This window comes from Nitrospira sp. ND1, assembly GCF_900170025.1.
Classification (GTDB): Bacteria; Nitrospirota; Nitrospiria; order Nitrospirales; family Nitrospiraceae; genus Nitrospira_A.
On the sequence record NZ_FWEX01000006.1, the window covers coordinates 282,356 to 306,286 of the forward strand.

General features: G+C 60.1%; 24 protein-coding genes. 7 read left to right on the plus strand and 17 right to left on the minus strand.

Annotated features, from left to right (window positions below):
• Positions 1-40: 40 nt before the first annotated feature.
• Positions 41-754 (minus strand): hypothetical protein, encoded by a 714-nt coding sequence (locus tag NSND_RS05830; RefSeq protein WP_080878096.1) that lies wholly within the window; start codon positions 752-754, stop codon positions 41-43.
• Complete coding sequence (locus tag NSND_RS05835; protein WP_080878097.1) at positions 751-957, minus strand: helix-turn-helix transcriptional regulator; 207 nt, start codon at positions 955-957, stop codon at positions 751-753. The genes NSND_RS05830 and NSND_RS05835 overlap by 4 nt, the downstream gene beginning before the upstream one ends.
• Before the next feature lie 203 nt (positions 958-1,160).
• Between NSND_RS05835 and NSND_RS05840 the strand changes: the two genes are divergently transcribed.
• Entirely contained in the window at positions 1,161-1,838 is a 678-nt protein-coding gene (locus NSND_RS05840; RefSeq protein ID WP_080878098.1) for a hypothetical protein, read from the plus strand.
• Positions 1,813-3,009, plus strand: coding sequence for a tyrosine-type recombinase/integrase (locus tag NSND_RS05845; protein WP_080878099.1), 1,197 nt, complete (start codon positions 1,813-1,815; stop codon positions 3,007-3,009). The genes NSND_RS05840 and NSND_RS05845 overlap by 26 nt, the downstream gene beginning before the upstream one ends.
• Here the strand turns inward: NSND_RS05845 and NSND_RS05850 are convergent.
• Both NSND_RS05850 and proC read right to left on the minus strand, forming a co-directional pair.
• On the minus strand, positions 3,006-3,200 hold the full coding sequence (locus tag NSND_RS05850; protein WP_080878100.1) for a cupin domain-containing protein: 195 nt from the start codon (positions 3,198-3,200) through the stop codon (positions 3,006-3,008). The two genes, NSND_RS05845 and NSND_RS05850, sit on opposite strands and share 4 nt — an antisense overlap.
• Before the next feature lie 15 nt (positions 3,201-3,215).
• Positions 3,216-4,046: a pyrroline-5-carboxylate reductase gene (gene proC, locus NSND_RS05855; protein ID WP_080878101.1), complete on the minus strand. Its 831-nt coding sequence runs from the start codon at positions 4,044-4,046 to the stop codon at positions 3,216-3,218.
• Positions 4,047-4,160: 114 nt separating this feature from the next.
• Here proC and NSND_RS05860 point away from each other — a divergent pair, with 114 nt between their 5' ends.
• The gene (locus NSND_RS05860; protein WP_080878102.1) at positions 4,161-5,237 is read left to right on the plus strand and encodes a HEAT repeat domain-containing protein; all 1,077 of its coding nucleotides are present in this window, start codon (positions 4,161-4,163) and stop codon (positions 5,235-5,237) included.
• A gap of 38 nt (positions 5,238-5,275) precedes the next feature.
• Entirely contained in the window at positions 5,276-5,794 is a 519-nt protein-coding gene (locus NSND_RS05865) for a hypothetical protein (protein WP_080878103.1), read from the plus strand.
• Between the two features lie 611 nt (positions 5,795-6,405).
• Here the strand turns inward: NSND_RS05865 and NSND_RS05875 are convergent.
• The 6 genes from NSND_RS05875 to NSND_RS05900 form a co-directional block, all read right to left on the minus strand.
• Complete coding sequence (locus NSND_RS05875) at positions 6,406-6,849, minus strand: type II toxin-antitoxin system VapC family toxin (RefSeq protein ID WP_080878105.1); 444 nt, start codon at positions 6,847-6,849, stop codon at positions 6,406-6,408.
• A gap of 1 nt (position 6,850) precedes the next feature.
• The gene (locus NSND_RS05880; protein ID WP_080878106.1) at positions 6,851-7,099 is read right to left on the minus strand and encodes a hypothetical protein; all 249 of its coding nucleotides are present in this window, start codon (positions 7,097-7,099) and stop codon (positions 6,851-6,853) included.
• 34 nt (positions 7,100-7,133) lie between these two features.
• Positions 7,134-8,255 carry an LPP20 family lipoprotein gene (locus tag NSND_RS05885; protein WP_080878107.1) on the minus strand — a complete coding sequence of 374 codons (1,122 nt, stop codon included), beginning with the start codon at positions 8,253-8,255 and terminating at the stop codon, positions 7,134-7,136.
• Positions 8,252-9,682: a COG3014 family protein gene (locus tag NSND_RS05890; protein ID WP_080878108.1), complete on the minus strand. Its 1,431-nt coding sequence runs from the start codon at positions 9,680-9,682 to the stop codon at positions 8,252-8,254. The genes NSND_RS05885 and NSND_RS05890 overlap by 4 nt, the downstream gene beginning before the upstream one ends.
• 80 nt (positions 9,683-9,762) lie before the next feature.
• Positions 9,763-10,392, minus strand: coding sequence for a penicillin-binding protein activator LpoB (locus NSND_RS05895; RefSeq protein ID WP_080878109.1), 630 nt, complete (start codon positions 10,390-10,392; stop codon positions 9,763-9,765).
• Positions 10,393-10,430: 38 nt separating this feature from the next.
• On the minus strand, positions 10,431-10,997 hold the full coding sequence (locus NSND_RS05900) for a hypothetical protein (protein WP_013248205.1): 567 nt from the start codon (positions 10,995-10,997) through the stop codon (positions 10,431-10,433).
• Between the two features lie 229 nt (positions 10,998-11,226).
• On the opposite strand from NSND_RS05900, the gene NSND_RS21490 reads away from it, so the two are divergent.
• Positions 11,227-11,397 carry a hypothetical protein gene (locus tag NSND_RS21490; protein WP_013248204.1) on the plus strand — a complete coding sequence of 57 codons (171 nt, stop codon included), beginning with the start codon at positions 11,227-11,229 and terminating at the stop codon, positions 11,395-11,397.
• Positions 11,398-11,663: 266 nt separating this feature from the next.
• Here NSND_RS21490 and NSND_RS05910 read toward each other — a convergent pair whose 3' ends face one another.
• Positions 11,664-13,049, minus strand: coding sequence for a caspase family protein (locus NSND_RS05910; protein WP_159450651.1), 1,386 nt, complete (start codon positions 13,047-13,049; stop codon positions 11,664-11,666).
• Positions 13,050-13,276: 227 nt separating this feature from the next.
• On the opposite strand from NSND_RS05910, the gene acs reads away from it, so the two are divergent.
• Both acs and NSND_RS05920 read left to right on the plus strand, forming a co-directional pair.
• A complete protein-coding gene (acs, locus tag NSND_RS05915) occupies positions 13,277-15,166 on the plus strand; it encodes an acetate--CoA ligase (protein ID WP_080878112.1) in 1,890 nt (629 codons plus the stop codon).
• Between the two features lie 55 nt (positions 15,167-15,221).
• Complete coding sequence (locus NSND_RS05920) at positions 15,222-15,740, plus strand: IPT/TIG domain-containing protein (RefSeq protein WP_080878113.1); 519 nt, start codon at positions 15,222-15,224, stop codon at positions 15,738-15,740.
• A 36-nt stretch (positions 15,741-15,776) separates the two neighbouring features.
• Here the strand turns inward: NSND_RS05920 and NSND_RS05925 are convergent, their stop codons facing one another.
• The 6 genes from NSND_RS05925 to ppdK form a co-directional block, all read right to left on the minus strand.
• The gene (locus NSND_RS05925) at positions 15,777-16,433 is read right to left on the minus strand and encodes a riboflavin synthase (protein ID WP_080878114.1); all 657 of its coding nucleotides are present in this window, start codon (positions 16,431-16,433) and stop codon (positions 15,777-15,779) included.
• Between the two features lie 174 nt (positions 16,434-16,607).
• Positions 16,608-17,783, minus strand: coding sequence for an MFS transporter (locus NSND_RS05930; protein WP_080878115.1), 1,176 nt, complete (start codon positions 17,781-17,783; stop codon positions 16,608-16,610).
• A 10-nt stretch (positions 17,784-17,793) separates the two neighbouring features.
• Complete coding sequence (locus NSND_RS05935) at positions 17,794-18,600, minus strand: hypothetical protein (RefSeq protein ID WP_080878116.1); 807 nt, start codon at positions 18,598-18,600, stop codon at positions 17,794-17,796.
• The gene (locus NSND_RS05940; RefSeq protein ID WP_080878117.1) at positions 18,597-19,928 is read right to left on the minus strand and encodes a carboxylesterase family protein; all 1,332 of its coding nucleotides are present in this window, start codon (positions 19,926-19,928) and stop codon (positions 18,597-18,599) included. Before NSND_RS05940 ends, NSND_RS05935 begins: the two co-directional genes overlap by 4 nt.
• A gap of 7 nt (positions 19,929-19,935) precedes the next feature.
• Positions 19,936-21,063: a bifunctional diaminohydroxyphosphoribosylaminopyrimidine deaminase/5-amino-6-(5-phosphoribosylamino)uracil reductase RibD gene (ribD, locus tag NSND_RS05945; RefSeq protein ID WP_255373848.1), complete on the minus strand. Its 1,128-nt coding sequence runs from the start codon at positions 21,061-21,063 to the stop codon at positions 19,936-19,938.
• The gene (gene ppdK, locus NSND_RS05950) at positions 21,060-23,909 is read right to left on the minus strand and encodes a pyruvate, phosphate dikinase (protein ID WP_080878119.1); all 2,850 of its coding nucleotides are present in this window, start codon (positions 23,907-23,909) and stop codon (positions 21,060-21,062) included. The genes ribD and ppdK overlap by 4 nt, the downstream gene beginning before the upstream one ends.
• Positions 23,910-23,931: the final 22 nt, after the last annotated feature.

Sequence of the window (23,931 nt, forward strand, 5' to 3'; positions counted from 1 at the left end):
AGACTCGGCAACTTCAGATCACATCGATGCCAGATCATCCTCACACCTCCTGATAGACCAGCCCCTTCCCCAACACCAGTTGCAGAATCGTGCCGCTGAACCAAATCGGATGCCCCGAGAGCAGATCCTCCCAGGTCTTCAGGAAGACGATCTTTGGGATTTCGATCTCGCCCCTGATCCGCCGATAGGCGTTCCTGGTGGACCATTGATGCCGCATCTCTTCCCACAATCGGCTGATGGGAAACCCGAGAGAGCGTTTCCACGACCAGCACATATTCACGTAGCCACATTGATCCTGGACATACTGGCTGATGACATAGCGGCTCAGACGATTCCGGGAACGGTGGCTGGGCTGGTAGGCCTTGATCCAGACAACGGGAGCCCCATGCAGGGCTTGCCATTGCGCCGAGAGCCATTCCTGGGAGATCCAGAACCGGCGAGCGCGTTCCCCATCCGGCACCCGCCAGGCCCAGAAGATATGGAGGACGCCATGCCCTTCTTCCGTCCGGACCTGGTAATACTCCAATCCCTGAAAGCCGAGTTGACGTTCGATCCGTTGACGCAGTTGCTTGTGGTGATAGGTCAGCTTCTCGGCATCCCCGCCTTCTGCCGTGGAGAGTGTCACCCAGAGCACTTGGAACTGGTGGCACTCCCAGAACCAGAGCAGCGAACGAACGCGGTGATAGCCTCGCTTTTGCTTTCTGGTCCATTCCCCGGCGACTGGCTCCCGCCGGAACTCCTTCCAGCGGCTCATCGCGCACCTTCCGCCTGGGGAATCACCGGCCTCAGGCCGGCAACCAGAATCCGTTCGAGTTCTTCGATGGGAATCCGCACGGCACGCACGGACGGCTTCACGTAGGCGATCTGCCGCTTCAGGATGTATTTCCTGATCGTGCTTTCCTTGAGTCCTAACCGTTCCGCCGCTTCTCGAATGGTGATCAATTTTGTACTGACCATAAGGCACCTCCTTGAAAGAGTGATTGTGAAGAGATCACGCGTCTTACGATTTAGGCGTGAGCACTCTTGACAGCCATTAGCAGTGCGGAGGTACACTTGCCAAACAAATTCAGGTGGAGTGGGCCCTTCAGCCCGACACTTTTTTCGGTGGTGTTGGGATCACGTATACGGGGAGGGTTCGGCATGAAAAAGGAGCAGAAGGCATGAGCGCACAGGGGAAGGCCGAGCAGGAATTCCAACAGGAGTACGAGAAAGCCATCGAACGCATCCGCACGATGCCGGATGGCGCCGTCGGGTGGGTGCTCCGGTTTTTACAGACCGATCTGGAGGCCTTGACGCCCACGGAATGGACGTTGGTGGCGTTTGAAGTCGCGGCCTTTGTCGATGAGACGGGAGACCGGTACGGCGGGATGGTGGCCCCCGAAAGTGGCTGGAGCGTGGAAGGGGTGCCTCATGCGAAGAACTATCAGACCATTCCCAGTCGCAAAGAAGCCCAGGACATTCAGGCCACAGTCCTGGAGCACTTGGAGCTCTATTGGCATGAAGGATACACCACCTTCACGTTTCCGCAAATGACGCTGGCCGTGGTGTCGCCGGGTGAAGGCTCTGACGAGGCCGGGACCATCTTCGTGAGCGCGAAACGCAAGGCGAAGGAGTTTGAATACCGATTTGTCCACCTTCTGGCCCAAACGGGGGACTACATCCGACGCTGCCCGGAATGCGCCAAGATCTATTTAGCGATCAGACGCGACCAGGTATACTGCCACCCGCGCTGCCAGAACCGAGTCGCGGCGAGAAAGTGGCGAGAAAGCCGGAAGACCGACGAAAAGACAGAGCGACGAAAGGAGGACCGCCATGGCAAGAAAAGAGGGAAAGGATAGAGGCATCACCCAGCGGAAGGGCCGTGAAGGGTGGTGGGTGCGTGTCTATGAAGAGGGGCGCCAGACGTGGCACAAGTGCGACACCAAAAGCCAAGCACGCACGCTGTATGGGAAGTTGAAGGCCAATGCACGAGAGGGAAAACTCTTTCCCAAACAGAAGACGACGAAATCAATCCTGCTCAAAGATTACTTCGTGACGTGGCTCAAGAATCAACCGGCACGAGGCAAGAAGGTTTCGACCATCAAGACGTACGAGTCGCGATTGCGAAAACATGCCCTCCCCGCTTTCGGCACCTCTCAACTCTCCGCCATCTCACGACCACGGATCAAAGCATGGGCCGCAGGGCTGCTTGAAAAGGGGCTGGATTTCGATACGGCACTCAATGCGCTGCTCACGCTCAGCGCGGTGTTGACCGAAGCCGTCGAAGATGGGCTGATCACTCACAACCCGGCCCTCCGTTCCGGCAAACTGCTGAAACGGCCGGCGACGATCGAGGAATCCGAACTGGCGATCTTCACGCCAGAAGAGGAAGGCCTGTTGCTGGAGACAATACGACGCGAACGCCCGCTGTTTTTCCCGATGGCCCTGACCTTCTTTCGCACCGGCCTACGAGCCGGAGAGGTGCTTGGACTCCATCGGGGCGATCTGAACTTTCACAGCCGATCCATCTACGTGCAACGGAACTGGTCACGAGGAATTCTGGGCACACCTAAGAACGGCAAGGCTCGACGGGTGGACATGTCGCAGGGTCTCGCAAAGGCTCTGACGGAATGGAGCGAGCTACAGGACCTGGAGGCGGCCGCCGCTGGGCAGGCAGCACCTGAAATTCTCTTTCCAGGCAACCTTGGCGGAACCAGACGGGAGCCGAGCTATATGGCCGAGAATTGGTTGCGGTACAAACTGTGGTTTCCCATGGTGGCGAAAGCGGGACTACGACGACTCGATATGCATAGTGTCCGACATACCTATGCAAGCCGACTCATCGCGAATGGCGAGAACCTGAAATATGTCCAAGAGCAACTGGGCCATGCGTCGATTACCATCACCTGTGACACCTATGGGCATCTGATTCCAGGCGGGAATCGACAAGCGGTCGATAAGCTGGATTCGTTAAAAATCGGTTTTGGAACCGTGACCAAAACCGTGACCAACGCTTCAGAAAACTGCTAAGTCTTTGATTTTTGAGCGAATACAGTGGCATCGCAAGCGATGTACTTAATCTGTTTCATGGGGACGATGATCACTTCCTTGGCCGAATCGACTTCCAGCACCTCCATGTCTTCGCTGATCGTGTGACGAATCGCATCCTTCACCAGTAATTCCTGATTGTCGGCAAACACGACTTTCACCCAATATTGCACGAGACACGCTCCTTGTTAGAGGTGATGGTTCTCTTCTTTCCCCAACTCCTGCGATCGTTGCGCCGCGGCTGTCACGGCCGACATCAAAGTCGCGCGCAGCCGCCCCTGCTCCAGGCGGGAGAGTCCCGCAATCGTGGTGCCGCCCGGCGAAGCCACGCGATCTTTCAACACCGCCGGATGTGTCCCCTGTTCCAGCACCATACGCGCCGCGCCGGCTACTGTCTGCGCCGCCAGAACTTGCGCGGTGATTCGAGGTAGTCCCATCAACACGCCGCCGTCGGCCAATGCTTCGATCATGGCGAACACGTAGGCCGGTCCGCTTCCGCTCAGGCCTGTCACGGCATCCATCAGCCGCTCCTCCACCACAACCACCTTACCGACCGATTCGAACAGGCATCGCGTCCGGTCCTGATCTTCGGATGAGAGACCCGGCATCATGCTCATCGCCGTCACCCCTTCTCCGATGGTCGAGGGCGTGTTCGGCATGGCACGGACCAGTCTGGTTGCGGTCTTGAGGTGAGCCTGCAGGCGGGAGATCGGATACCCGGCTGCAACGGACATCACGAGGGGCCGGGATTGGAGACTTGAAGCCACCTCATCCAAAACAGAATCGAGCACCTGCGGTTCGACACAGAACACGACGAGCTCCGCACCTTGCGCCGCCGTCCGGTTGTCGGCATGGACCGCGACCCCGAATCGCTCTGCCAGCAGTTCCCGGCGATGGACATCGGGATCGCTGACGGTGAGGTGCTCGGCGACAGCCACGCCCTTGCGCAGGAGACCTGCCAGCAGCGCCTCGGCCATATTGCCGCCGCCGATGAACGCGATTCGTGTCCCCGTCAACATGGCGCGATTATACGGACGGCTCTCCGACAGGCGCAACTTGCAACAGCCGGAAGGGGTTGTATAGAGTGGCGGCAGGGTTCGTGATCATCGTCTTTTCATCTAAATGGAGCAGACATGAGATGTATCCTTTCGCTCATCACCCTGGGGGCACTGGTACTCCTGGGCGACCAGAGTTGGGCCCGCCGCGACGCCTTAACCGCCGAACAAAAGAGTCAACTGGAACGCATCGATCGCGTGTTGGTCGATGTGATTGTCCTCTCGGACAAGGGCAGCCTCGACGCCAAACCCCTGGTCGACGTGGTCGTCACCCGCATGAAAGAACTCGACTACACGACCGTGACCGATCCGACCCAGCCGCACGATGTGGAACTGAAGATCAAATGCGAGCAGCGAAAGACCTGGGAGGGCACCACCACGATGGGCAGCGATGCCGACCTTCCCGATGCGCCGTCACGAATCTGGAAAGGACCGGCCTGTCAGCTCGGCTATCTCCTCAACGGGAAAAAAATGGCCTGGCGCAAAGAGGTCCGGACAGATTTCGACGACGCCCAAGCCGCGGCCATGCTCGCGAAAGCCGGCGATCCCACGGCCTACGCGATGGCCAAGCTACAGGCGCGACTGGAAGAGTACGATTTCCCCGCACTCATCACCGCTGAATGGGGACAGGAAGCGCGCCTGTTTCGCCTGTACGACGATCCCAAGACTCCGGTCGCGCGCAAGGTGAAGCTGGTGGCCCTGTTCGGCGACCTGTTCTCCGTGAAGGCGATCCCTCGCCTCCTCGACGGACTGAACGGAGCCGACCGCAGTATCGCCAAAGCCTCGGCCCTGGCGCTGGGCAATATCGGCCAGAAAGACACGATCCCGGTGCTCATCAAGACGATGAAATCCGGCCCCCCGGATTTGCGCGCGCCGGCCGCAAAAGCCCTGGGCATCGTCGGCGCTTTGCACGGAGACTTCACGATCGTGGATCCCCTGCTCGAAACGTTGAATACCGAGGATGTCGCCGTGAAAACCGAGGTCGCCTGGGCGCTCGGGAAACTGCCGGACATGCGGGCGTATGAACCGTTGTTCACGCTCCAAAAATCGCTCTACCGCGTGCACGAAAACGATGCCGATCCCAACCTGGTCAAATTGAAGGAAGCCGTCAATTGGAGCATCAAACAGATCGACACCTGGGAACACGTGCAATAGCAGGCTCCACCTTCTTCCTCTGCTTCGGCAGGTCGGCCATGCGGCGGACCCTCGTGGCCTGTCAGATCCTGGCGGTGGCGCTCATCGTCTGTATCGCCGGCAACGGGCAGGCTCAGGTGATGGGGGAAGAGGCGGAACTCGACCGCCTCCGGGCAAAGGCGGAAGATGCCATGGGTAATGACGATGCGGAGACTGCGTCGATGAGCATGGGACGCGCGGCATTGATGGCGGCGCAACTCTCCAAGCGGCAGACTGAGCCGGCCCCGCGACAGACCTTCAACGCGACGGAGCACCTCTACCGGTCGCAGGAACATGGATATCGGGCGATCGCCCTGTTTCGGCGAGCCGGCGGGGAACTCCCCGCTTCAGCCGGCGTCTGCGGCAGTCTTCAACTGGCACAACTCGAACTGCGCCATGCGCAGGAAGCTCTCAGCGGGCCGAACGATACGGAGGGGAAGACCACCGCCTCCCCTCGACGGAAGGCGGCGCAGCAGAGTATGGAAGACTGGTCGATTGTGTTGGATTCGATACAGGGGGAATTTCGCTGCCCCTCCTAGGAGCCTGTCCGAGTCATCCTTCGTAGCGAGACGAAGAAGATGCCGGCGGATGCGAGGCCGCAGGCTCGAAAAAACCGGAAGCGTATTCGCTGAATACGTTGAGGATTTTTACGGACCGAGAACGAGGCAGATGCAGGCAGATCATTCGTCGCAGCAGAACGGCATGACTCGGACAGACTCCTAGCCCGGACTATTCATGAATACCTGCTCCGGCGTCTGGTCCTCTAGCTCGGCGGGGCTGTTCTCGTTCGGCCTCCTCGACGAACTGCAAGTACGCCTGCGTCGGCCTCACTTGCGAGAAGCCCCGGCGGGCTTCGGTCTCAAACGCCTCGCGACGGCATTCATGAATAATCCGGGCCAGCCATCCGTTGAAAAAGACCGCTTGCTTCGTTCTCGCATTGCTCCGAGGCTCAGCCTCATGAGCACCCTGCGGGAACACTCACTGCCTCCACCAAAGACATGTCGATGGGCCGTATGTCTGCAGGATGTGCAAACAGGCCGTCCAGCAAGGCCGCAGCAATGCGAAGCGGGGAGGCGTACCCTTGCGGTACGTTGAGCCTCTGAGCGATGCGAGAACGCCGCTGGCGGGCTGTTTCCGCATCCTGCCACCGCTAGTCGTCTTCGGGATTGATGATATGCAGCCCCGCCGGACGACAGGCCGCCAGGAGCTGCTTATCCGCACTCACGACCGTCAGCCGGAGCGGCTTGAGTTCCAACGCCAAGGCCAGGTGTAGCAACTGCGGCGAACGCAGAGCCGGATAGTCCAAAATCAACTCCTTCGCAGCCAGATAGGTCTCCATCGTCGGGGAGATAAATTGGAAAAGCCCCTGCGAAGCTTCCATCTCGAACTTGTACAGCACCGAATAACAGTCGTCCCTGGTGATTTCACCCTGCTGCGCGCGAACGGAGAGGGCCGAATAAAAATCCGTGACGCTCCACATGGGCAGAATGGCGACCTTGCCCCGCTTCACCATGAGCTTGTTCACCACCCGCGTTCCGCGTTCCATGCTGTATCGCTTCACCAACGCCGTGGAGTCGAAATAGTAATACGGCATCCTACACCCTCCCCTTCAAGAGACTGTCAGCCAACGGCGACTGGAGCTTGGAGAGGCGATCCTGCAACTCATCCAATGGCAATTCCTCGTAGTAGCCCTGTTTGCGAAAAATGCTCACGATGTCGCTCTTCAGTACCTGCTGCGTATCTGCCGTCAGCCGTTCGCGCAACCGCTTCTTCATCGCCTGACTGGACAACCGGCGTCCACCGTTGCCTTGCTCACCCGACTTCCGGGTCCCTATTTTACTCATCCCTGCTCCTCTCTCCTGTGGTTGACTCACCGAGTTAACGACTGACCGGCGGCTGCACCGCCTCTTTCGGACAACCGGACGGCGTCGAGGCCGACGCCGGCAGATCCATCTCTCCATACACATGCGCGGCCACGGATCGGGCCAGATCGGAGGCAAACTCCTGCTGCATGACACGGACCGCCTTAGCGGCTGCCTCGCGCTCCGTGACATGCCCTTCCTTCCCGCCTTTCGACAGGGCCCCGACCACACGATGGGTCGCGACCTCTTCGATCACGGACTCTGCGCACCAGCGGACATAGCGGAAGTGGGGATCGTTCACTTCGATCGGCCAGAGACGCACCGACCCGGTAATGAGTAATTCTGCAGGAACGGCACCGGCGCCGCGCCCCACCACCGTGAAGCCTTCCTGTGCGAGGCCGTCTACGAGCGCACGCTCAAGCGGCTCGGCTTGATCGCCAGACAGATCGACGGCCATGACGAGATTTTTGGCAAGAAACTGTTCCAATTCAGCAGTCAACTCCGCCACACGATACGTCGACGCATTGCCCTGACCGTTCGAGCGCAGGACGCGAAGATCGGTGTTATAGGCCTCGCGCAGCACCAGGTTCTTGGCGGCCCGTTTGAGATTACGCACGCGCGAGAGCTTGTCCTGGGTCTGATGCGCTTCGGTCACTTCGGTCTGAATCGTGCGATCGAGTTCATTGAGGCGTTCCACCATCGCCGCTTCGGCTTGCGCCCGGTTCATGCCTGCCAGAGCATAGTACTGTCGCGTCTTTTGGTCAAACCAGGTATCCAGAACCTGCACATTTTCCAGCACCTTGTCGGTCGTCACACGGGTCACGTTGTCCAAGGTGAGGCGACGCTCCGTGCTCGTCTGCCCGCGGGACTCCACAACCAGGTACGATTCCCAGTCTTTCGCCTGCGCCGTGATCTCGGCCTTAAAAATTCTGGAGACGGCAGCATAGGCCTGCTCCGTTGCCTGCGGTCGCGAATCGGCCTGACCCACCCCGACGAGATACTGGGCTGACGGAAACTGGGGGCTTCCTCCGTCGATCCACGCAGGACGGGCAGTTCCGCCGAACCATCCGCAGCCGGCAAGCAACAGCAGCAATGCCGAGAGAACGGCCGCTCGCCCTCGCCCCGTGACCAGCTTCATAACACCACCCGCTCGATCAGGAAGACGGTGTGCCCGGCGCGAAGGACCAGCGGACGAGACACACCGGCCTGGGTAGCCCCGCCGCTTCGAAGCACCGGTTGAATCCGACTTTCGTATTCGCCGGCCGGGACCCACAGGCGGGAAATCTGAATTTCGTCCGGCAGGGTCCGCCAACTTCGCGTATCGGCGACTTCGGACGCCACCGCCAGACCATGCGTGAGCAACCCCACCAAGAGCCCGACCCACGCCGCATCTCCCTTGTTCACGGCATGTTGGGATCCACGGGTCGCCGCTTCGGCTGCGGTGAATTTCACGGCCGCGCGCGCAAGGGCTTTCGTAGTGATTCCGGGCATGCGGTCCGACAGGGATTTTTCCGCCAACGCCGTACTGTTATACATCAGCTGCGATTGTCCGGTGATCGGCTCTCCGTTTCGCGGCACCAGCGTGATGGATTCGTGCGAGACCTGCGTTTTTTGTGGCACCAACCGGGGCAGGGCCACCCGCACGACACGCCCGTTCAGGCCATACAACACACTGTCCGCCACTCGACGCTCCTGACGATTGGACGCGTGAATCACGCCTCGATTCAGCAGGACCAGTTGCAGTGCGCCCAGGCTGACCGGAATATCGAGATGGACCTCTTCCTTGCGCGGCGCGCGGCCATTATAGCCGATCACCACCACCTGAGCGAGATCGGGTTGCCCCTGCAGCGACACCCATCCTGTGTCGGGAAACTGCCGACGATACTCCTCGAACTCAGCCGTCATGTGCAGGGCATCGGTGGTTCGGAGCAGATCTGCGCGAAGCATCGGCGGCATGGGCGTCCTGGCCCACCCCCGCGTGGATTCATAAATTTCGTAGGCTTTCCGGTAGGCGATGAACGCATTGTTGAGATCGCCCGTCGCCTCGTACAACACACCGGTCAGGTACCGGGCAAACGCATCCTCTCGATACCCGTCTTTTTCTTTGGCGCTGTCCGACAGCACGTTCAATCGATGATCGATCTGCCGCGCCTCAACGACGGCCTCCATCAACTGCCCCATCGCCGCATAATTGAGCGCCTTGACGACGTTGATCATCACGTGCTCGTACGGATCGCCTTCGTAGGGCAGCATGGTGTCGTTGGTAAGGAAGGCGGCGGTTTCCGTGCGGATGGTCCTGGTATACAGTCGCTCCACTTCGAGCGAGGCCTGTTCCAGCAGGCTGTTACTCTGCACATAGTCCCCGGCCAGATGGAGCGTCATCCCGCGATCCATGTCGTACAGCAGACGATTCCGCGAGCCGTATTCGGATTCGGCCTGCGCCATGATGGCGTCCGCCCGCCTGGGGTCGTTCGCCAGCAAACTCTGGTCGATGAGGAGATAATGATTGGCGGAGAACCCGCACCCGGACAGGGTCCACAACAGGCCCAGGAAGACAACGCGCATCCAGGGGAGAGAAATGAAACGGCCTCCCTGAAAGGAGGCCGTGGTCGATGGGGAGTGGCGTCTCAACAGAATACGTCGGGCTAAAAAATCGTTCGTTTCTTCTCGACGACCTTCTTGATTTTCTTCTGCCCGAACCAGGCCTTCACGTTGTTCTCCATATCCACCATTTCCAGGTCGATCTGATAGAAGACCGCTTTGGCCCCATCCTGTTCATCCAGAATCGTGGAGATGCTCCCGCGCATCATGTAGTCCGCGCCGATTTCTTTCCCGGGAGCTTTCTGCGTGTCTTCACGGGCGTGTACGGCCTGCTCGCGCCGCTCCTCGCGCACCTCTTCCCGCTCGCCCTTGCCGGCGACGAACGTCACTTTTTGCGAGTTCGTCAGTTCCCGCTCCAGATCACTGATGAAGGTCTGCACGTTGATATGTTCATGGCTCTTGTTGAGGACGGTTCCGACGATGACGACCGGTTGGCGACTCTTGCCCTTGGTAAAATTGCCGAGCCAGGGATTGCCCAGGGCTTCTCGCACCATGGCTTCAGCCACCATTTGTGAATCGGTGTCGTTCCAGCGCCCGCTGAGGTCCGTGACGATGCCGGTATCGACGCGCGTCACTTTCGTTTCGTGCCCACATCCGCTCGCCGCCGCGGCCACAGCCACCAGCGCTGCCGTCGCGAAGGTCCGGCCCACTGAACGATTCCGCCACTCGATCATGCTCTCTCCTCCTGGTCTGCGCGCACCGGCACGTCCGCTTACTTCGTCGCCCGCTTGTCTTCTTCCTTCTCCAGACGATCAAACAACCGGTCGGCATTCTTTCGCACAAAGTCGCGGACCTGGCCGTTCAACTCCTTCGCCTGCTCCAGATTGTTCTTCATGTCTTCGAGGCTCAGCTTGGTGAGGACGTAGTAAGTGCCGGACTTCTCATCTTTGTACCGATCCATCGGCTTCACACCGTTCAGAGTGACTGCTGAGAAGGTCTTCACTGCCCGTTCGATGTTCTGTTCTTCACTGTTGCGGGAAAAGTCGCCGGCGGTCGTCGAGGCCGCATAGTCGCGCATGAGATAGGCCGTGTAGGTCTCGAAGGTTTTCGCGATTTCCGCGCGGCTGCGGTTCTCAGCCGTGTCCCAGGCTAAGGGCTCGTTCCGCACGCCCACCACCGACCCGACACCATAAAAAGACTTATCGCTCTTTTCGTTGAAGGCGCCGGATCCCTTCTTGACCCAGTTCGGAGGACCGCCGCAGGCAGTCAGCCCGATGAGGAGTACGAGCGCCAACGCGCTGCCGGTGAACTTGGAAAAAGCCCCCTCTACTCTGCGCATACGATTCCTCCTTGGTGTGACACAGCTGAACGCTGACGGCTTCGTGGTGTGTGGCAAGATGATGGGAGAGAGACGTGTGTGGCTCACTGTCACCCGACACAGTTGGGCGAAAAAAGCAGATTTTATGCTAACATGCACCCCTAACACTGTCAACGCGCAACGACTGTTCCGGTTGACGGCGAACTCGAACCATCTACCTAGACACAGGTCTTACAGAGGAGACAGACATATGGCTGATGTGCAGATTGAAGACGGCATCATTAAAGTGGTTCAACTCGATATCCAGGATCCCAAGGCCGCCGCCGTGTTGGCGGAATACCCCCAGGTCCGCTGGCCGGAAATCACTCGCCGGGCGTTGAAGATTGGATTGGGGTATCTGAAAGGCGGAGGAAAAGACTAGCAGGCTGCGGAAAAAGTCCGCCAGCAGCGTTCTCACAAGACACTGCCGCCTCACCGTCTCGGCGGCGTTCACAAACGTGACACGCGTTATTCCGCGCGTCGTGAACCTCAGAGGCTCACCGTACGGCCCGAGTACGATTCGCCTCTTCGCTCGCTGCGGCCTTGCTAAACAGCCTTTTTACGCAGCCTGCGAGCGATTCTGACATCGACACGGCACGTGAGCTGATCGCGAGCTATCGCGCACAAGCCGAGTTTCTGCGCAGCCTGCTAAGGCCCATGTTTCTCAGCTGGAGGAGCACTGCCTTGAACGGCGCGGATCGCGCGTTCACTTTGTCCCCCCAGCTCCAGATATCGGCGGAAGGCGTCGACGGACTTTTGCGGTTCGTTCAAATGGTCGGCGTAGAGCTCGCCGAGCGAGAAATAGACATCCCCGTAGGCCGGGTTCACTACTAATGCCTGCTGCATGGCCTGCTCGGCTTCCTGGTACTGTCCCTTCTTTGTGAGGGCCAGTGCCAGGGAGTAGTGGGAATCGGGATTCTGCGGCGCATGTTGCACCGCCGCGCGGGCGGCGAGCAGCGACTCCTCCAGATTCGGCAGCACTTCCAAACGGATGTAACTCTTTAATACGTAGGCATCGCCGAAGGACGGATCGTAGCCGATCGCGCGGTTGAGCCGTTCCAACGCCTCTTCGGCCGACTTTTGCTGCTGCAGCAATGCAAAGGCCTGTTCATACTGAGTGCGGGCCTCCCTCATCCGGTCCGCCTCACTCGTCGGTTCCTTTCCGGCCTGGAAGGCGCCTTTTCGTCCTTCAATCAGAATGACGTCCCCGTCGCCCTCCAACTGCACGAACTGCGGGTGCTGAGCCCCCTTCGTCGCGGCCTCCACGTCCTGCTTCACCTGCGCCGCGAGTTCACTGGCCATGACCCAGCCGTTCTTGTTGAGATCGGCAGCCCCGTTCAGCCCAGCGACCAATGCCGTTACAAAGGCGCTCTGGCCCGGAGCACGTCCGACCGCCTCCTCTTTCTCAGCCGCCGTGAGGACCTGGACGGCTCGTTTTTCCGTATCATCTTCGGGCGACAAACGGCCTTCGAGTGAAAGCGGCTGCGGCGCGGTCACCTCCCACCCCCGGATGTTCGCGTCGAACAACATCAAGATGTGTTTGGAAGCGGACCGTCGGCTGAATTCTTTGAGTTGATCGAACGTGATGGCTTTAGCGGGATTGTTCAGCTGCGCATCCCAGGGAACCAGATAGCCCAGTTCTTTGGATTGAGAATCCTGAGTGCCCCCTGCATGCCCGGCAAAAAAGAACAGCACGCGATCCTGACGCCCTACTTTGCGGGGCAAATAGTCATTGAGAATCTGGAGCAGATGTTTGGAACTTGCCTCTTTATCCTGCAGCTCGATCACTTCATCGAACCCGAGCCCCCGCAACGCCGCCGCCACCGCATGCGCACTCTCCAACGCGCCGGGCACTTTCGGTGCCACGAGATAGTTCTCGACACCGACCACGACCGCCCAGGACTTGTAATAGAGTCCTTCCGGCTTTCCAACCTGCGCGTGGGCAATGGAGAGAATTCCAACCGTTCCAGCAGCGCACATGGCCACCAGGCATACGAACATCCGACGAAGATGGGGGAATGTAGACGAGCGCATGAAGGGGTTAATCCAGTGAAGTGCAACGCAATCAGCGTACCCTCGTCTCCTCCTGACTGTCAAGAAAGGCGGAGTGCTCCGGCCTTGCGCCACGCGGCCTCCGTCTGCATCAGGCAAGGTCTCACAGGGGCGCTGAGGGTTGCAGTTCCTTCGCCCCATACGCATAATGCCGGTGATGATTGAATCGCGTGCCGGACAGGCCCGCGCTTTGTGGAGGCATGGCACTGATGGACGAAAAGATCGATACCCTACTGAAAGAAGGACGTGTTATTCAGCCGACCGCCAAGACCAAGGCGGCTGCTCATATTCAGGACTATGAGCAGGCTTACCAGGCTTCCATCGCCGATCCGGAAGCGTTCTGGGGCGGTGTGGCCAAGGAACTGGATTGGTTTTCGCCGTGGAACAAGGTGCTCGATTGGAACTACCCCTGGGCCAAATGGTTCGTCGGCGCGACCTGCAATATCGCTTATAACTGCCTGGATCGCCACGCGAACACCTGGCGGCGCAACAAAGTCGCCATCATCTGGGTCGGTGAAAACGGCGAGGAACGCATCTTCACCTATGGAGAACTGTTGCGTCAGGTCAACCGGTGCGCCAATGCCCTCAAGGCACTTGGCCTGCAAAAGGGCGATCGCGTCACCATCTATCTCCCGAAAATTCCTGAACAGGTCGTCGCCATGCTGGCTTGCGCCCGTATCGGCGTGATCCACAGCGTGGTCTATTCCGGCTTCAGCGCCCCGGCCCTCGCAAGCCGCATCCAGGACGCCGAAGCGCGCGTCGTCATCACGGCTGATGTCGGGTACGATCGCGGAAAAACCATCAACCTCAAGGGCGTCGTCGACGATGCCGTGCGAACCTGCCCTTCCGTCGAAAAAGTGGTAGTCGTGCGGCGCGAATCTCCAGGCGTCGCCCTCGCGGCTCCCAAAGAAATCGATTGGGTCGAGTGGCTGCAAGCACAGAGCGCCGTCTGCCAGGCAGAAGCGCTCGATGCGGAAACTCCCCTCTACATTCTCTACACCTCAGGCACAACCGGTAAACCCAAAGGCGTCGTGCATGTGCACGGCGGCTATATGGTCGGTACCTACATCACGACCAAATATGTGTTCGACCTCAAGGAAGAAGACGTCTACTTCTGCGTCGCCGACCCGGGCTGGGTCACCGGCCACAGTTACATCGTCTACGGCCCGCTGCTGAACGGCGCGACGATCCTCATGGCCGAAGGCAAACCCGACTATCCGAACCCCGGCCGCTGGTGGGATCTCATCGCCCGCTACGGCGTCTCGATTTTCTACACCACGCCGACGGCGGTCCGGCTCCTGATGAAGTACGGGGAGGACTGGCCCAAGAAGTACGACCTCTCAACGTTGCGCATCCTCGGCAGCGTCGGCGAACCCATTAACCCCGAAGCCTGGGAATGGTTCTACCGGGTCACCGGCAGCGACAAGCCCATCATGGACACCTGGTGGCAGACCGAAACCGGCTCCATCCTGGTCACGCCCCTGCCTTCCGTGCCGCTCAAGCCCGGTTCGGCCACCAGACCGTTTCTCGGCATCGAGGCCGACGTGGTGGACAAGCAAGGGAACAGCCTCCCGAACAATGCCGGCGGCTTTGCCGTGATCAAGAAGCCCTGGCCCTCCATGATGCGCACGATCTACAAAGATCCCGATCGCTACAAGGTCTACTGGAATACGATCCCCAACTGTTATACGGCGGGCGATGTCTGCCGGAAGGACAACGACGGGTACATGTGGTTCATGGGTCGCGCAGACGATGTGATCAAAGTCGCCGGCAACCGCATCGGCACGGCGGAAGTCGAAAGCGCCCTGGTCAGTCACGAAGCCGTGGCCGAAGCGGCGGTCATCGGCAAGCCGCATCGCACCGCCGGTGAAGCGATCAAGGCCTTCGTCATCCTGAAGCAAGGCTACCAGGACTCGAAAGAGTTGGTGCAATCGCTCAAAGACCATGTGCTGAAGGAGTTGGGGAAAATCGCGGTGCCGCAAGAAATCGACATCGTGCCGTCGTTGCCGAAGACCAGGTCCGGCAAGATCATGCGGCGGGTCCTCAAAGCCAAGGAACTGGGACAGGACGTGGGCGATATTTCGACGATCGAAGACTGAGACGATTCGTCTTCAGTCAATGCATCATCTTTTATTGTGTGCATGGAGGCCGGTCATGCAGAGGCAGAGCGAGAAGCAGAGTGTGGTGTGGTCGACGGTGATGGGATTTGTGCTGCTGGGAGGGGTCATCCCCGTCGCGGCCGCCGAGGACACCAAGAAGCCGGCTGAACAGGCCGCACCAGCAGCAAAGAAGACTCCCGAGAAAAAGGCCACCGCGAAGAGCGGAAGTCAGAAGGCGAAGCCGGCGGCCACCGCCAAAGACCAGGCCCCCAAGTATACTTCGGCAGAAACGGCAGCCAAGGCGCAAGCCTGCTTCGGAGAAGCACCGAAGATCCAGTCGGTCACGCCGGATGAAGCCAAAGCAGGCGAGAAGGTCACGACCTCGGGCAGAGGATTCGGTCCCGCCGACTGTCTGCGCTCACTATCCTTCGGTCCCGGGTATCCCGCCGCATTCACATTCGTCAACGACACCCAGATCACGGCAACCGTGCCGACCGGCAGACGCAAAGGCATGGCTATGATGACCGTCACGACTGCGTCCGGTGAAGATTCCAAGGCATTTCTGGTGAAGTGAGAGGGCGCGGCTACGGCCTGATCGACCTTCATTGCTCTAGATCAATCCCCGCCGTTTCAGATAATCCGTATCGATAACCGGCGTTGGTTTTGGGGGGAGGAGACCGCGCTCCTGGAGCAGGCGCTCTACGTATTTGCCGATCAGGTCTGATTCCAGGTTAAGCTTGTCGCCCACCTGTTTCAGTCCGAGTGTGGTGACTTTTGCAGTGTGGGGAATGATCGAGACGACAAACGAGCGTTCGGTCACGTCGTTGATGGTGAGACTGATGCCATCGACCGTGATCGATCCCTTCTGAACACAGAGGCGCAGAATCTCCTTCGGCGCCTCAATCTCCAGAATCAGCGCGTTCCCGTCCTGATGCCGGCTCCGGATGGCACCGATGCCATCCACATGTCCTGACACCATGTGCCCGCCGATGCGCTCGTTCAACTTCATGGCACGCTCCAGATTCACGGGCGAACCGGAAGTGAGACCGCCGAGCGTCGTCACCGCGAGGGTTTCAGGCGAGACATCGACCGAGAAGTCATGGTCGGTTCTGGCGACCGCCGTCAGGCAGGTCCCATTGACGCTCACGCTGGCGCCGATGGTGAGATCGCTCATGATCGTCGAGGCGATGATGGTCAGACGCGTGCCGGCCAGCCCCTTATTCAGTACGGAGACCGCGCCCATCTCTTCCACGATGCCGCTGAACATGGCTTACGCTCCCTTGCGAGTCTTCAAGAGATAGAGACAAAAACCCAGTAGTCCGATCCCGCCCACGACGGCAATGCCGCGCTGCAGCGTTTCGATAAAATCCGTGTCCATCCTTCTCCGCTTCCTTTTGCAAAATGTGACCGTCCCCAGGCGAAAAGCGGCGGCATTATAGCACTACCGCGAGAGAGTTCTCATCGTGGCCCAGAAGGCGATGGCCGCCAGGATCTGGAGACCGGCAATCACGGCAAAAGCCCCCTGGTAACTCACATGGGCGATCAGCAGACCGGCCAGCAGGGGCCCGCTGGCATGGCCGATGTCCATCACCGTCCCCTGCATACCCATCCCCGCCCCCAATCGCTTGAATTCGGAACTGTCTGCGACCAGCGCGGCGGACGACGACGACACCACAGCCTCTCCGAATCCAAACCCGGACGAAAGCACCAGCAACAGAGCAAATGAGCCGACATGGGGCATGCTGATGAAGGTCGCGGCGCAAATCAGGAGGCCGGCCAGAATCAGCGGCTGCCGCCCTACGCGGTCCGAGACCCGCCCCATCACCGGCTTGGAAAGAAATGACGTCACCGCCTGCACACTAAACAGCAGCCCCACCTGTCCCGCGTTGAGGCCGACTGAAAGACCATACAGCGGCAGGAATGCCATCAGGGCGCCGTTGGCCACCATCTTGGCGGCATCTGTTGAACTGGTGATCAACACCTTCCGGTTGCGCGCCACGGCGAGAAACCCTTTCCCCATCTCAGCCATGACCGGTGCCAAACCCCGCTCGCGCACGCGCGGCGGCGGTTCATCCAGATGGAGACTGAAAAAGATCAGGATCGCGATACAGCCGAACACTCCGGCCGTCACGAAGGCCGTGGAAAATCCTGCCGTGTAGGCCAACCAGCCACCCAGGAACGGGCCGAGCAGAGAACCGGATTGGGTGCAGGCCGTATAGGTTCCCAGCGCTGCGCCGCGCCGTTCCTTATACAGATCGGCCACGGTGGCCAGGGCACTCGGCGCAAAGATGGCCGTGGCCAGGCCATGCACAAACCGCAGCGCCGTCAGCGCGTTGAGATCCGAGATGAAGGGGTAGATGAACGGCGGCAGTCCGAACGCCACCACGCCGATACGCAGCAGCATCTTCCGGCCATAGATATCGGAGAGGGCACCCGAGGGCAATTTCAGCAACACACCGGTGATGGTCGAGACCGACACGATCAACCCGATCCGCTCAGGGCCTGCACCCAGCGATTCTGCAAAGAGGGATAAGACCGGCATGCGGACGAGGTTGTAGCTGATGAAGCAGAACACGCCAAGGGTGCAGAGATAAAAAAAACTTCGGCAAGTCGTCATGGATATCTCATCAGGGAGTTGGGCGAAGCGATTCGACAGGATTGTGCAGACCCGCAAGAGCGGCTTTCAAGAAGGCCACCTCGTCATCCGGCAGAGCCGGTGGATCCGTCGCTTCAAACAGGACCTGCTCGGAATGTTCGCGCATCGCGCCACCTAACCGGCGGGCGGCATCGAAGGCTTTCAGGATCTGACGATTCACCACATTCCCGATCAACGGACGGAGCAGCGACAGCATCCCCGACAAGAAGCGATTGTCGAGTCGCAGGTAGGCGACCATCGTACTGTCGATCGATTCGACTCCCCGGTTGTCGGTCACAGGGTGCAGCCTCAACAGGACCACCGCCTTGCCGCTCACCCGCGGCAGAAACCGTCCGTCATGGCTTCCCTCCACGTAATAGATACGCGTCGCAGGATCTCGAAACAGGGAATGGACGATCCCTTCCGTGCCTTCCCCGTCGGTGGCCCAGAATTCCCCCAGCCCGCGCTGCTCGGCCTTATACAGCCCGAGATCGAGGCGATTGACCAGCATGGCGGCCATCACCGGATGATCCAGGAGATAGAGGAAGACCGGTTGCGGCAAAGGCGTGCGTTGTGGTCCGACTTTATTGGCGGTGGTGTAATGCGTAACGATCGGCTCAAGTCGGCAGGCCCAGGCGGCCTCGACTTGATCCAGCGGAAAGACGACACCGGCATGGTGTGCGGGAAGGGAGCACCGGTCCGATTCAGTTCGCCCGACAGACGCGAGGACCGCCAGCCCGGCTGTGAGCACGACCCCGATCAGGCCGGCTCGTCGCGCGACCGGCCTGAACCTGCTCATGAAGGCCGTTGCGGCAGTGAGAGCGTGAGATGAGCGGGATACAGTTGCCCGGGGTCCTGCCTGAGCCGCGCTTGCCGCAGCAGCGTATCGACCTGTGGCGTGACGACGCCCTCGAAGGAAACCTGCCCATCGGTGGTGATGACGACCGGCTTCGACAGATCGACAAGGTCTTCGTTCAGGAACAACGTGTATTGCCGGACGCGATCGGTCTTGACCTCAATCCGATTCGGCCCGGTCACCTGAGCGGTCAGCCTGGCGTAGATGCGCTGCCGGATACTCGCATCCCGCTTATCGACCAAATCTTCTGAAAAGGATGCGATCTGGTCCGTCGCATCGATCCGCACCCAGCCGAACGGCAGCAAATGGCTCGCATCGCGCACGACCGTCAGCGCCTTCGGAACAGGAGTCCGCCGCTGGTCGTCGAACCACTTCACCAGATCGGGAAGTTCTTCACGCGGAAAAAAGTGGCCCCCGGCCATCGCATGGGTGCGATCATGCTCGCGATAGATGTAGGGATACCCGAGGTTCTTGAGTTCTCCCGCCAGCTTCCGGCTCAATTCCACCGGCATCACCTGATCCTGCGCTCCATGAATGATGTAAGTCGGCGTCGTGCGAAGGTTCTCCAGAAACGGAAACAAGACGTCATCGATCCCGCTGGCCATCGGCGCAAGTCCGGCGAACAGAGGCGCATGATGCATGCCGATCAGCCAAGCGCCGATACCGCCGTTGGACATGCCGCTCAGGAAGATGCGGTTGGGATCGATCCGATACCGCTGCTGCACGGCCTGCACGGTCGCCAGCACCAGATCTTCCGCGCGTCTGGTGAACCAGGCTCCGGCTGGATAGGTCGGACAGGCCAGGATGTAGCCCTCGCCCAAGCGTGATTTCCATCGATCTAAGTAGGCCTCGCCGGTGAATCCGGCGCCATGGAGACAGACGATCAGGGCATAATCTCGGGTCGGTTCATAACTCTGAGGGACGGACAAGCTCAGCTGATACGGTCGTTCGCGGACGACGATCTGCTCATCCGGCAGGAGTCCCACGGGCTGCAACCCGTGAGGCGGACCTTTGCGCAACAGTTCCTGTACGGCCTGCACCGTCGCGTCCGGTCGCTGCACAATCGACGCGAGCACGGTGCGCTGCTGTTCGGCATCCTGGGTCGTGAGATATTGCCAGACCTGCGAGGCCAGGTCGGTCGAGGCCCCCTCCTCCGCGGCGTGGGTGGCCGGAATCGAAAGACTCGCCCATAGCAGGCACGAGAAGAGAACCGGGAGCAGGAAAAGTCTGCGTTGGTGAAACCGGTCGAAGGGCCGGAAAGAATGTCGCACAACGCTCCTAACGAGTCGAGAAGTCAGCCTGTATCAACATATCACGCCCCACCGGCTCGATGCGCAGATTCTTCAGGGGTACGGCATTCCGGAGTCGGTGCGGCGACTGCCCGCCGAAGATTCCTTTCGCATCCTGCCCGCCGAGCAGCAACGGGGCGACATACCACATCAATCGCTGGGGCAATCCGGCTTGCAGCACGGCCGCGTTCAGGTCGCTGCCGCCTTCGACCAAGACCGTTGTGACGCCAAGCTGACCGAGGCGCGCCCACAACACCGGCAAGTTCACATGGCCACCAGCCTTCGGTAAGACCAACACATCGATCCCCCTCTTCCTCAGAAGCGCAATCTTACGCCCTGAAGCTGCCGCTGTCGTAGCGATCAACGTGTGAGCCGTCTGCTGGTCCTGCAGCACCTTGGCCTTGAGGGGAATACGCAATCGACTATCGACCACAATGCGCAACGGCTGCCGCGGAGCCAACCGCGCCGGGCCGTCGGTCAGCCGGGCGGTCAACTGTGGATTGTCGCGTAACACCGTGCCGATGCCGACCAGGATCGCGTCTACATCAGCCCGCAAGCGATGGGCCTGCTGTCTGGCGGCCTCATCCGTAATCCATTGCGACTCGCCCTTCGCAGTGGCGATCTGCCCGTCCAGCGTCATCCCGGCTTTCAGGATCGTAAACGGACGGCCTGTCTGCACCCAATGAAGATAAGCTTCATTGAGCTGCCTCGCCTCGGCCTCGCAGCAACCGACATCGACACGAATTCCCGCCCGCGTCAGCTGCGCAACCCCATTGCCCTTCACCTGCGGGTTGGCATCGACCGTGGCCACCACGACGCGGCGGACTCCCGAGGCAATGACCAGCGGAACACAGGGTGGAGTGCGTTTTTTGAGATGACTGCAGGGTTCGAGGGTGACGTAGAGGGTGCCGCCTTTAGCCCGTGAGCCGGCCTGGCTGAGGGCGATGACTTCGGCATGTGGACCGCCGGCTTTGCGATGGGAACCCTGACCGACGATCCGGCCGCGGGTCACCACCAATGCGCCGACCATGGGATTGGGGCTGGTGGATCCCCGGCCCTTCGCCGCGAGGCGAAGCGCCAGGGTCATGTATTCACGATCGCGGGAAGACAACCTCACCGTTTCGTACGCTTGGGGCGACGGACCACACGCTTGGCGGCGGGCCGCTTCTTCACCGGCGCGTGCGTTGCGGACTTCTTGGCCGGCTTGGATTTCGCCACCCGCTTGGTGCTCGGTTGAACTTTCTTCGGCTTGGCTTTTTCCGTTTCAGCCTCCGCCAGCGCCGCCTGTGCCGCAGCCAATCGCGCAATGCCGACCCGGTAGGGTGAACAACTCACATAGTCCAGGCCCAGTTGATGACAGAATTCCACAGAACTGGGATCGCCGCCATGCTCGCCGCAGATGCCCAGCTTGATCGTGGGACGGGTCTTGCGCCCGCCCACAATGGCCGCGCGCATGAGCGATCCGACGCCCTCCCGGTCCAGCACCGCAAACGGATCGCTGTCGAGAATATTGGCCGTCTTATAGAAATCGATGAACTTCGCGGCGTCGTCGCGGGAGAACCCGAACGTCGTCTGGGTCAGATCGTTCGTCCCGAAGGAGAAGAACTCGGCCTCCTCCGCGATACGATCGGCGGTCACGGCGGCGCGCGGCAATTCGATCATGGTGCCGACCAGGTACGACAGTTTCACGCCGTACCGCTTCATCGTGTCCGTGGCCACTTCGCGGACCAGATCTTTCTGCGCCTTCATTTCCGAGACCATGCCGACCAAGGGAATCATGATCTCAGGCACGATCTTCGTGCCTTCCTTCGCCAGCTCGCAGGCCGCTTCGATGATCGCGCGCGCCTGCATCTTGGTAATTTCCGGCATCGTAATCCCGAGACGGCAGCCGCGCAGACCCAGCATGGGGTTAAACTCATGCAGCTCTTCCACGCGAGCCAGCAACCGCTTCTTTTCCTCCAACACCGTCGGCGCGCCGCTGGTGAGTTCGAGCTGAGCAATTTCGACCATGAGATCTTCGCGCTTCGGCAGGAACTCGTGCAGGGGCGGATCGAGCAGACGGATCGTGACCGGGAACCCCTTCATCTCGCGATAAAGACCGATGAAATCCTGTTTCTGCAACGGCAGCAGCTGATCCAGATACATTTCCCGCTCTTCGCGTTTCCGCGCCAGAATCATCTTCTGCATGATCTGGATACGGTCTTCGGCGAAGAACATATGTTCCGTGCGGCACAGGCCAATACCTTCGGCGCCGAAACTGCGCGCAATACGGGCTTGATCCGGCACATCCGCATTCGCCCGGACCTTCAGCTTGCGCACTCCGTCGGCCCACTTCAGCACCGACTCGAACAATTGGTACTTCTCGGAAGCCGAGGCTTCCATCTTGCCCTGCAGCACTTGAATCACTTCTGATTCCACGACGGGAATGTCGCCGCCATACACGTTGCCGGTCGAACCGTTGACCGACAGGTATTCGCCTTCGCGAAACACCTGGGTCCCGATCCGCACCGACTGACTATCCAGCACCTCGATCGCTTCACAGCCGGCCACGCAGACTTTCCCCATCTGCCGGGCGACCACGGCCGCGTGGGACGTCATGCCGCCACGCGCAGTCAGAAAACCTAACGCCGCGTTCATGCCGTGAATATCGTCCGGGCTGGTTTCCTGCCGGACAAGGACCACGCGATTGCCCGCGGCTTTCATCTCCACCGCACGGTCCGCCGTCAATGCGAGTTTTCCGGCGGCGGCGCCGGGACCGGCCGGCAATCCCTTGCCGAGCGGCGTGCAGCGCGACTCTTCCTGCGCGTCGAAAATGGGATAGAGATACTGCGCCAGTTGATCGGGCCCGATGCGCTGGAGCGCCTCCTTTTTGGTAATGAGGCCTTCCTTCACCATATCCACCGCAATCCGGACGGCCGCCACACCCGTGCGCTTCCCGACGCGGGTTTGCAACATGTAGAGCTTCCCTTCCTGGATCGTGAACTCCAGGTCGAGCATGTCGCGGTAATGGCGTTCGAGTTTTTTGTAGGTCGCTTCGAGATCCTTGTAAGCCTCCGGCATGAACTTTTCGAGTTCCTTGACGGGCAGCGGGGTCCGGATACCGGCAACGACGTCTTCACCCTGCGCGTTCGTCAGACACTCGCCGAAGAACTGACGCTGACCGGTGGCGGGATCGCGCGTGAAGGCCACGCCGGTGCCGCTGGTTTCACCCATGTTGCCGAACACCATGGCGACCACGTTGACGGCAGTGCCCCAGGTTTCGGGAATGTTGTACAGACGGCGATACGTCACGGCGCGCGCACCGTACCAGGAGGAAAACACGGCGTTGATCGCCATCCGCAGTTGCTCCAGGGGATCATCCGGGAAATCCCGCTTGGTCTCTTCCTTCACCAACTCCTTGAAGCTGACGACGAGTTCCTTGAGCGCCTTGGCATCGAGGTGCGTGTCCTGCGTCACCCCGAGATCCCGCTTCTTATGCTTGAGAATGTCTTCGAAATGTTCGCGATTGACGCCCATCACGATGCTGCCGAACATACCGATGAAGCGGCGGTAGCTATCCTGCGCAAACCGCTCATTCTTCGTCTTGAGGGCCAGGCCGTGGACGGTCTTGGTCGTCAAGCCGACGTTCAACACGGTATCCATCATGCCGGGCATGGACGCGCGGGCGCCGGAGCGCACGGACACCAACAAGGGATTGTCCGGATCGCCGAAACCGGCCTTCATCGACCGTTCGATCCGCTTGAGAGCGTGCAGCGCTTCGTCCATCATGCCGGGAGGATAGGCCTTGCCGCGTTTGTAATATTCGACGCAGGCTTCGGTGGAGATCGTAAAGCCGGGGGGCACGGACACTTTGAGGTTCGTCATCTCGGCCAGTCCGGCGCCTTTGCCGCCGAGCAGTTCCTTCATGTTGCCGGTGCCTTCGGCTTTCCCATCTCCGAAATAATAGACGTATTTCTTGGCCACGCGACGCTCTCCTTGTGCTATG

Coding starts and splice junctions, on each gene's coding strand:
- NSND_RS05920 (WP_080878113.1), top strand. CDS start 15,222: ATGCAGAGGCAGAGCGAGAAGCAGAGTGTGGTGTGGTCGACGGTGATG.
- NSND_RS05845 (WP_080878099.1), top strand. CDS start 1,813: ATGGCAAGAAAAGAGGGAAAGGATAGAGGCATCACCCAGCGGAAGGGC.
- NSND_RS05880 (WP_080878106.1), bottom strand. CDS start 7,099: ATGAGTAAAATAGGGACCCGGAAGTCGGGTGAGCAAGGCAACGGTGGA.
- NSND_RS05895 (WP_080878109.1), bottom strand. CDS start 10,392: ATGATCGAGTGGCGGAATCGTTCAGTGGGCCGGACCTTCGCGACGGCA.
- NSND_RS21490 (WP_013248204.1), top strand. CDS start 11,227: ATGGCTGATGTGCAGATTGAAGACGGCATCATTAAAGTGGTTCAACTC.
- proC (WP_080878101.1), bottom strand. CDS start 4,046: ATGTTGACGGGGACACGAATCGCGTTCATCGGCGGCGGCAATATGGCC.
- NSND_RS05875 (WP_080878105.1), bottom strand. CDS start 6,849: ATGCCGTATTACTATTTCGACTCCACGGCGTTGGTGAAGCGATACAGC.
- NSND_RS05935 (WP_080878116.1), bottom strand. CDS start 18,600: ATGAGCAGGTTCAGGCCGGTCGCGCGACGAGCCGGCCTGATCGGGGTC.
- NSND_RS05930 (WP_080878115.1), bottom strand. CDS start 17,783: ATGACGACTTGCCGAAGTTTTTTTTATCTCTGCACCCTTGGCGTGTTC.
- NSND_RS05860 (WP_080878102.1), top strand. CDS start 4,161: ATGAGATGTATCCTTTCGCTCATCACCCTGGGGGCACTGGTACTCCTG.
- NSND_RS05890 (WP_080878108.1), bottom strand. CDS start 9,682: ATGCGCGTTGTCTTCCTGGGCCTGTTGTGGACCCTGTCCGGGTGCGGG.
- NSND_RS05910 (WP_159450651.1), bottom strand. CDS start 13,049: ATGCGCTCGTCTACATTCCCCCATCTTCGTCGGATGTTCGTATGCCTG.
- NSND_RS05835 (WP_080878097.1), bottom strand. CDS start 957: ATGGTCAGTACAAAATTGATCACCATTCGAGAAGCGGCGGAACGGTTA.
- NSND_RS05840 (WP_080878098.1), top strand. CDS start 1,161: ATGAGCGCACAGGGGAAGGCCGAGCAGGAATTCCAACAGGAGTACGAG.
- NSND_RS05925 (WP_080878114.1), bottom strand. CDS start 16,433: ATGTTCAGCGGCATCGTGGAAGAGATGGGCGCGGTCTCCGTACTGAAT.
- NSND_RS05900 (WP_013248205.1), bottom strand. CDS start 10,997: ATGCGCAGAGTAGAGGGGGCTTTTTCCAAGTTCACCGGCAGCGCGTTG.
- NSND_RS05885 (WP_080878107.1), bottom strand. CDS start 8,255: ATGAAGCTGGTCACGGGGCGAGGGCGAGCGGCCGTTCTCTCGGCATTG.
- acs (WP_080878112.1), top strand. CDS start 13,277: ATGGACGAAAAGATCGATACCCTACTGAAAGAAGGACGTGTTATTCAG.
- NSND_RS05830 (WP_080878096.1), bottom strand. CDS start 754: ATGAGCCGCTGGAAGGAGTTCCGGCGGGAGCCAGTCGCCGGGGAATGG.
- NSND_RS05865 (WP_080878103.1), top strand. CDS start 5,276: ATGCGGCGGACCCTCGTGGCCTGTCAGATCCTGGCGGTGGCGCTCATC.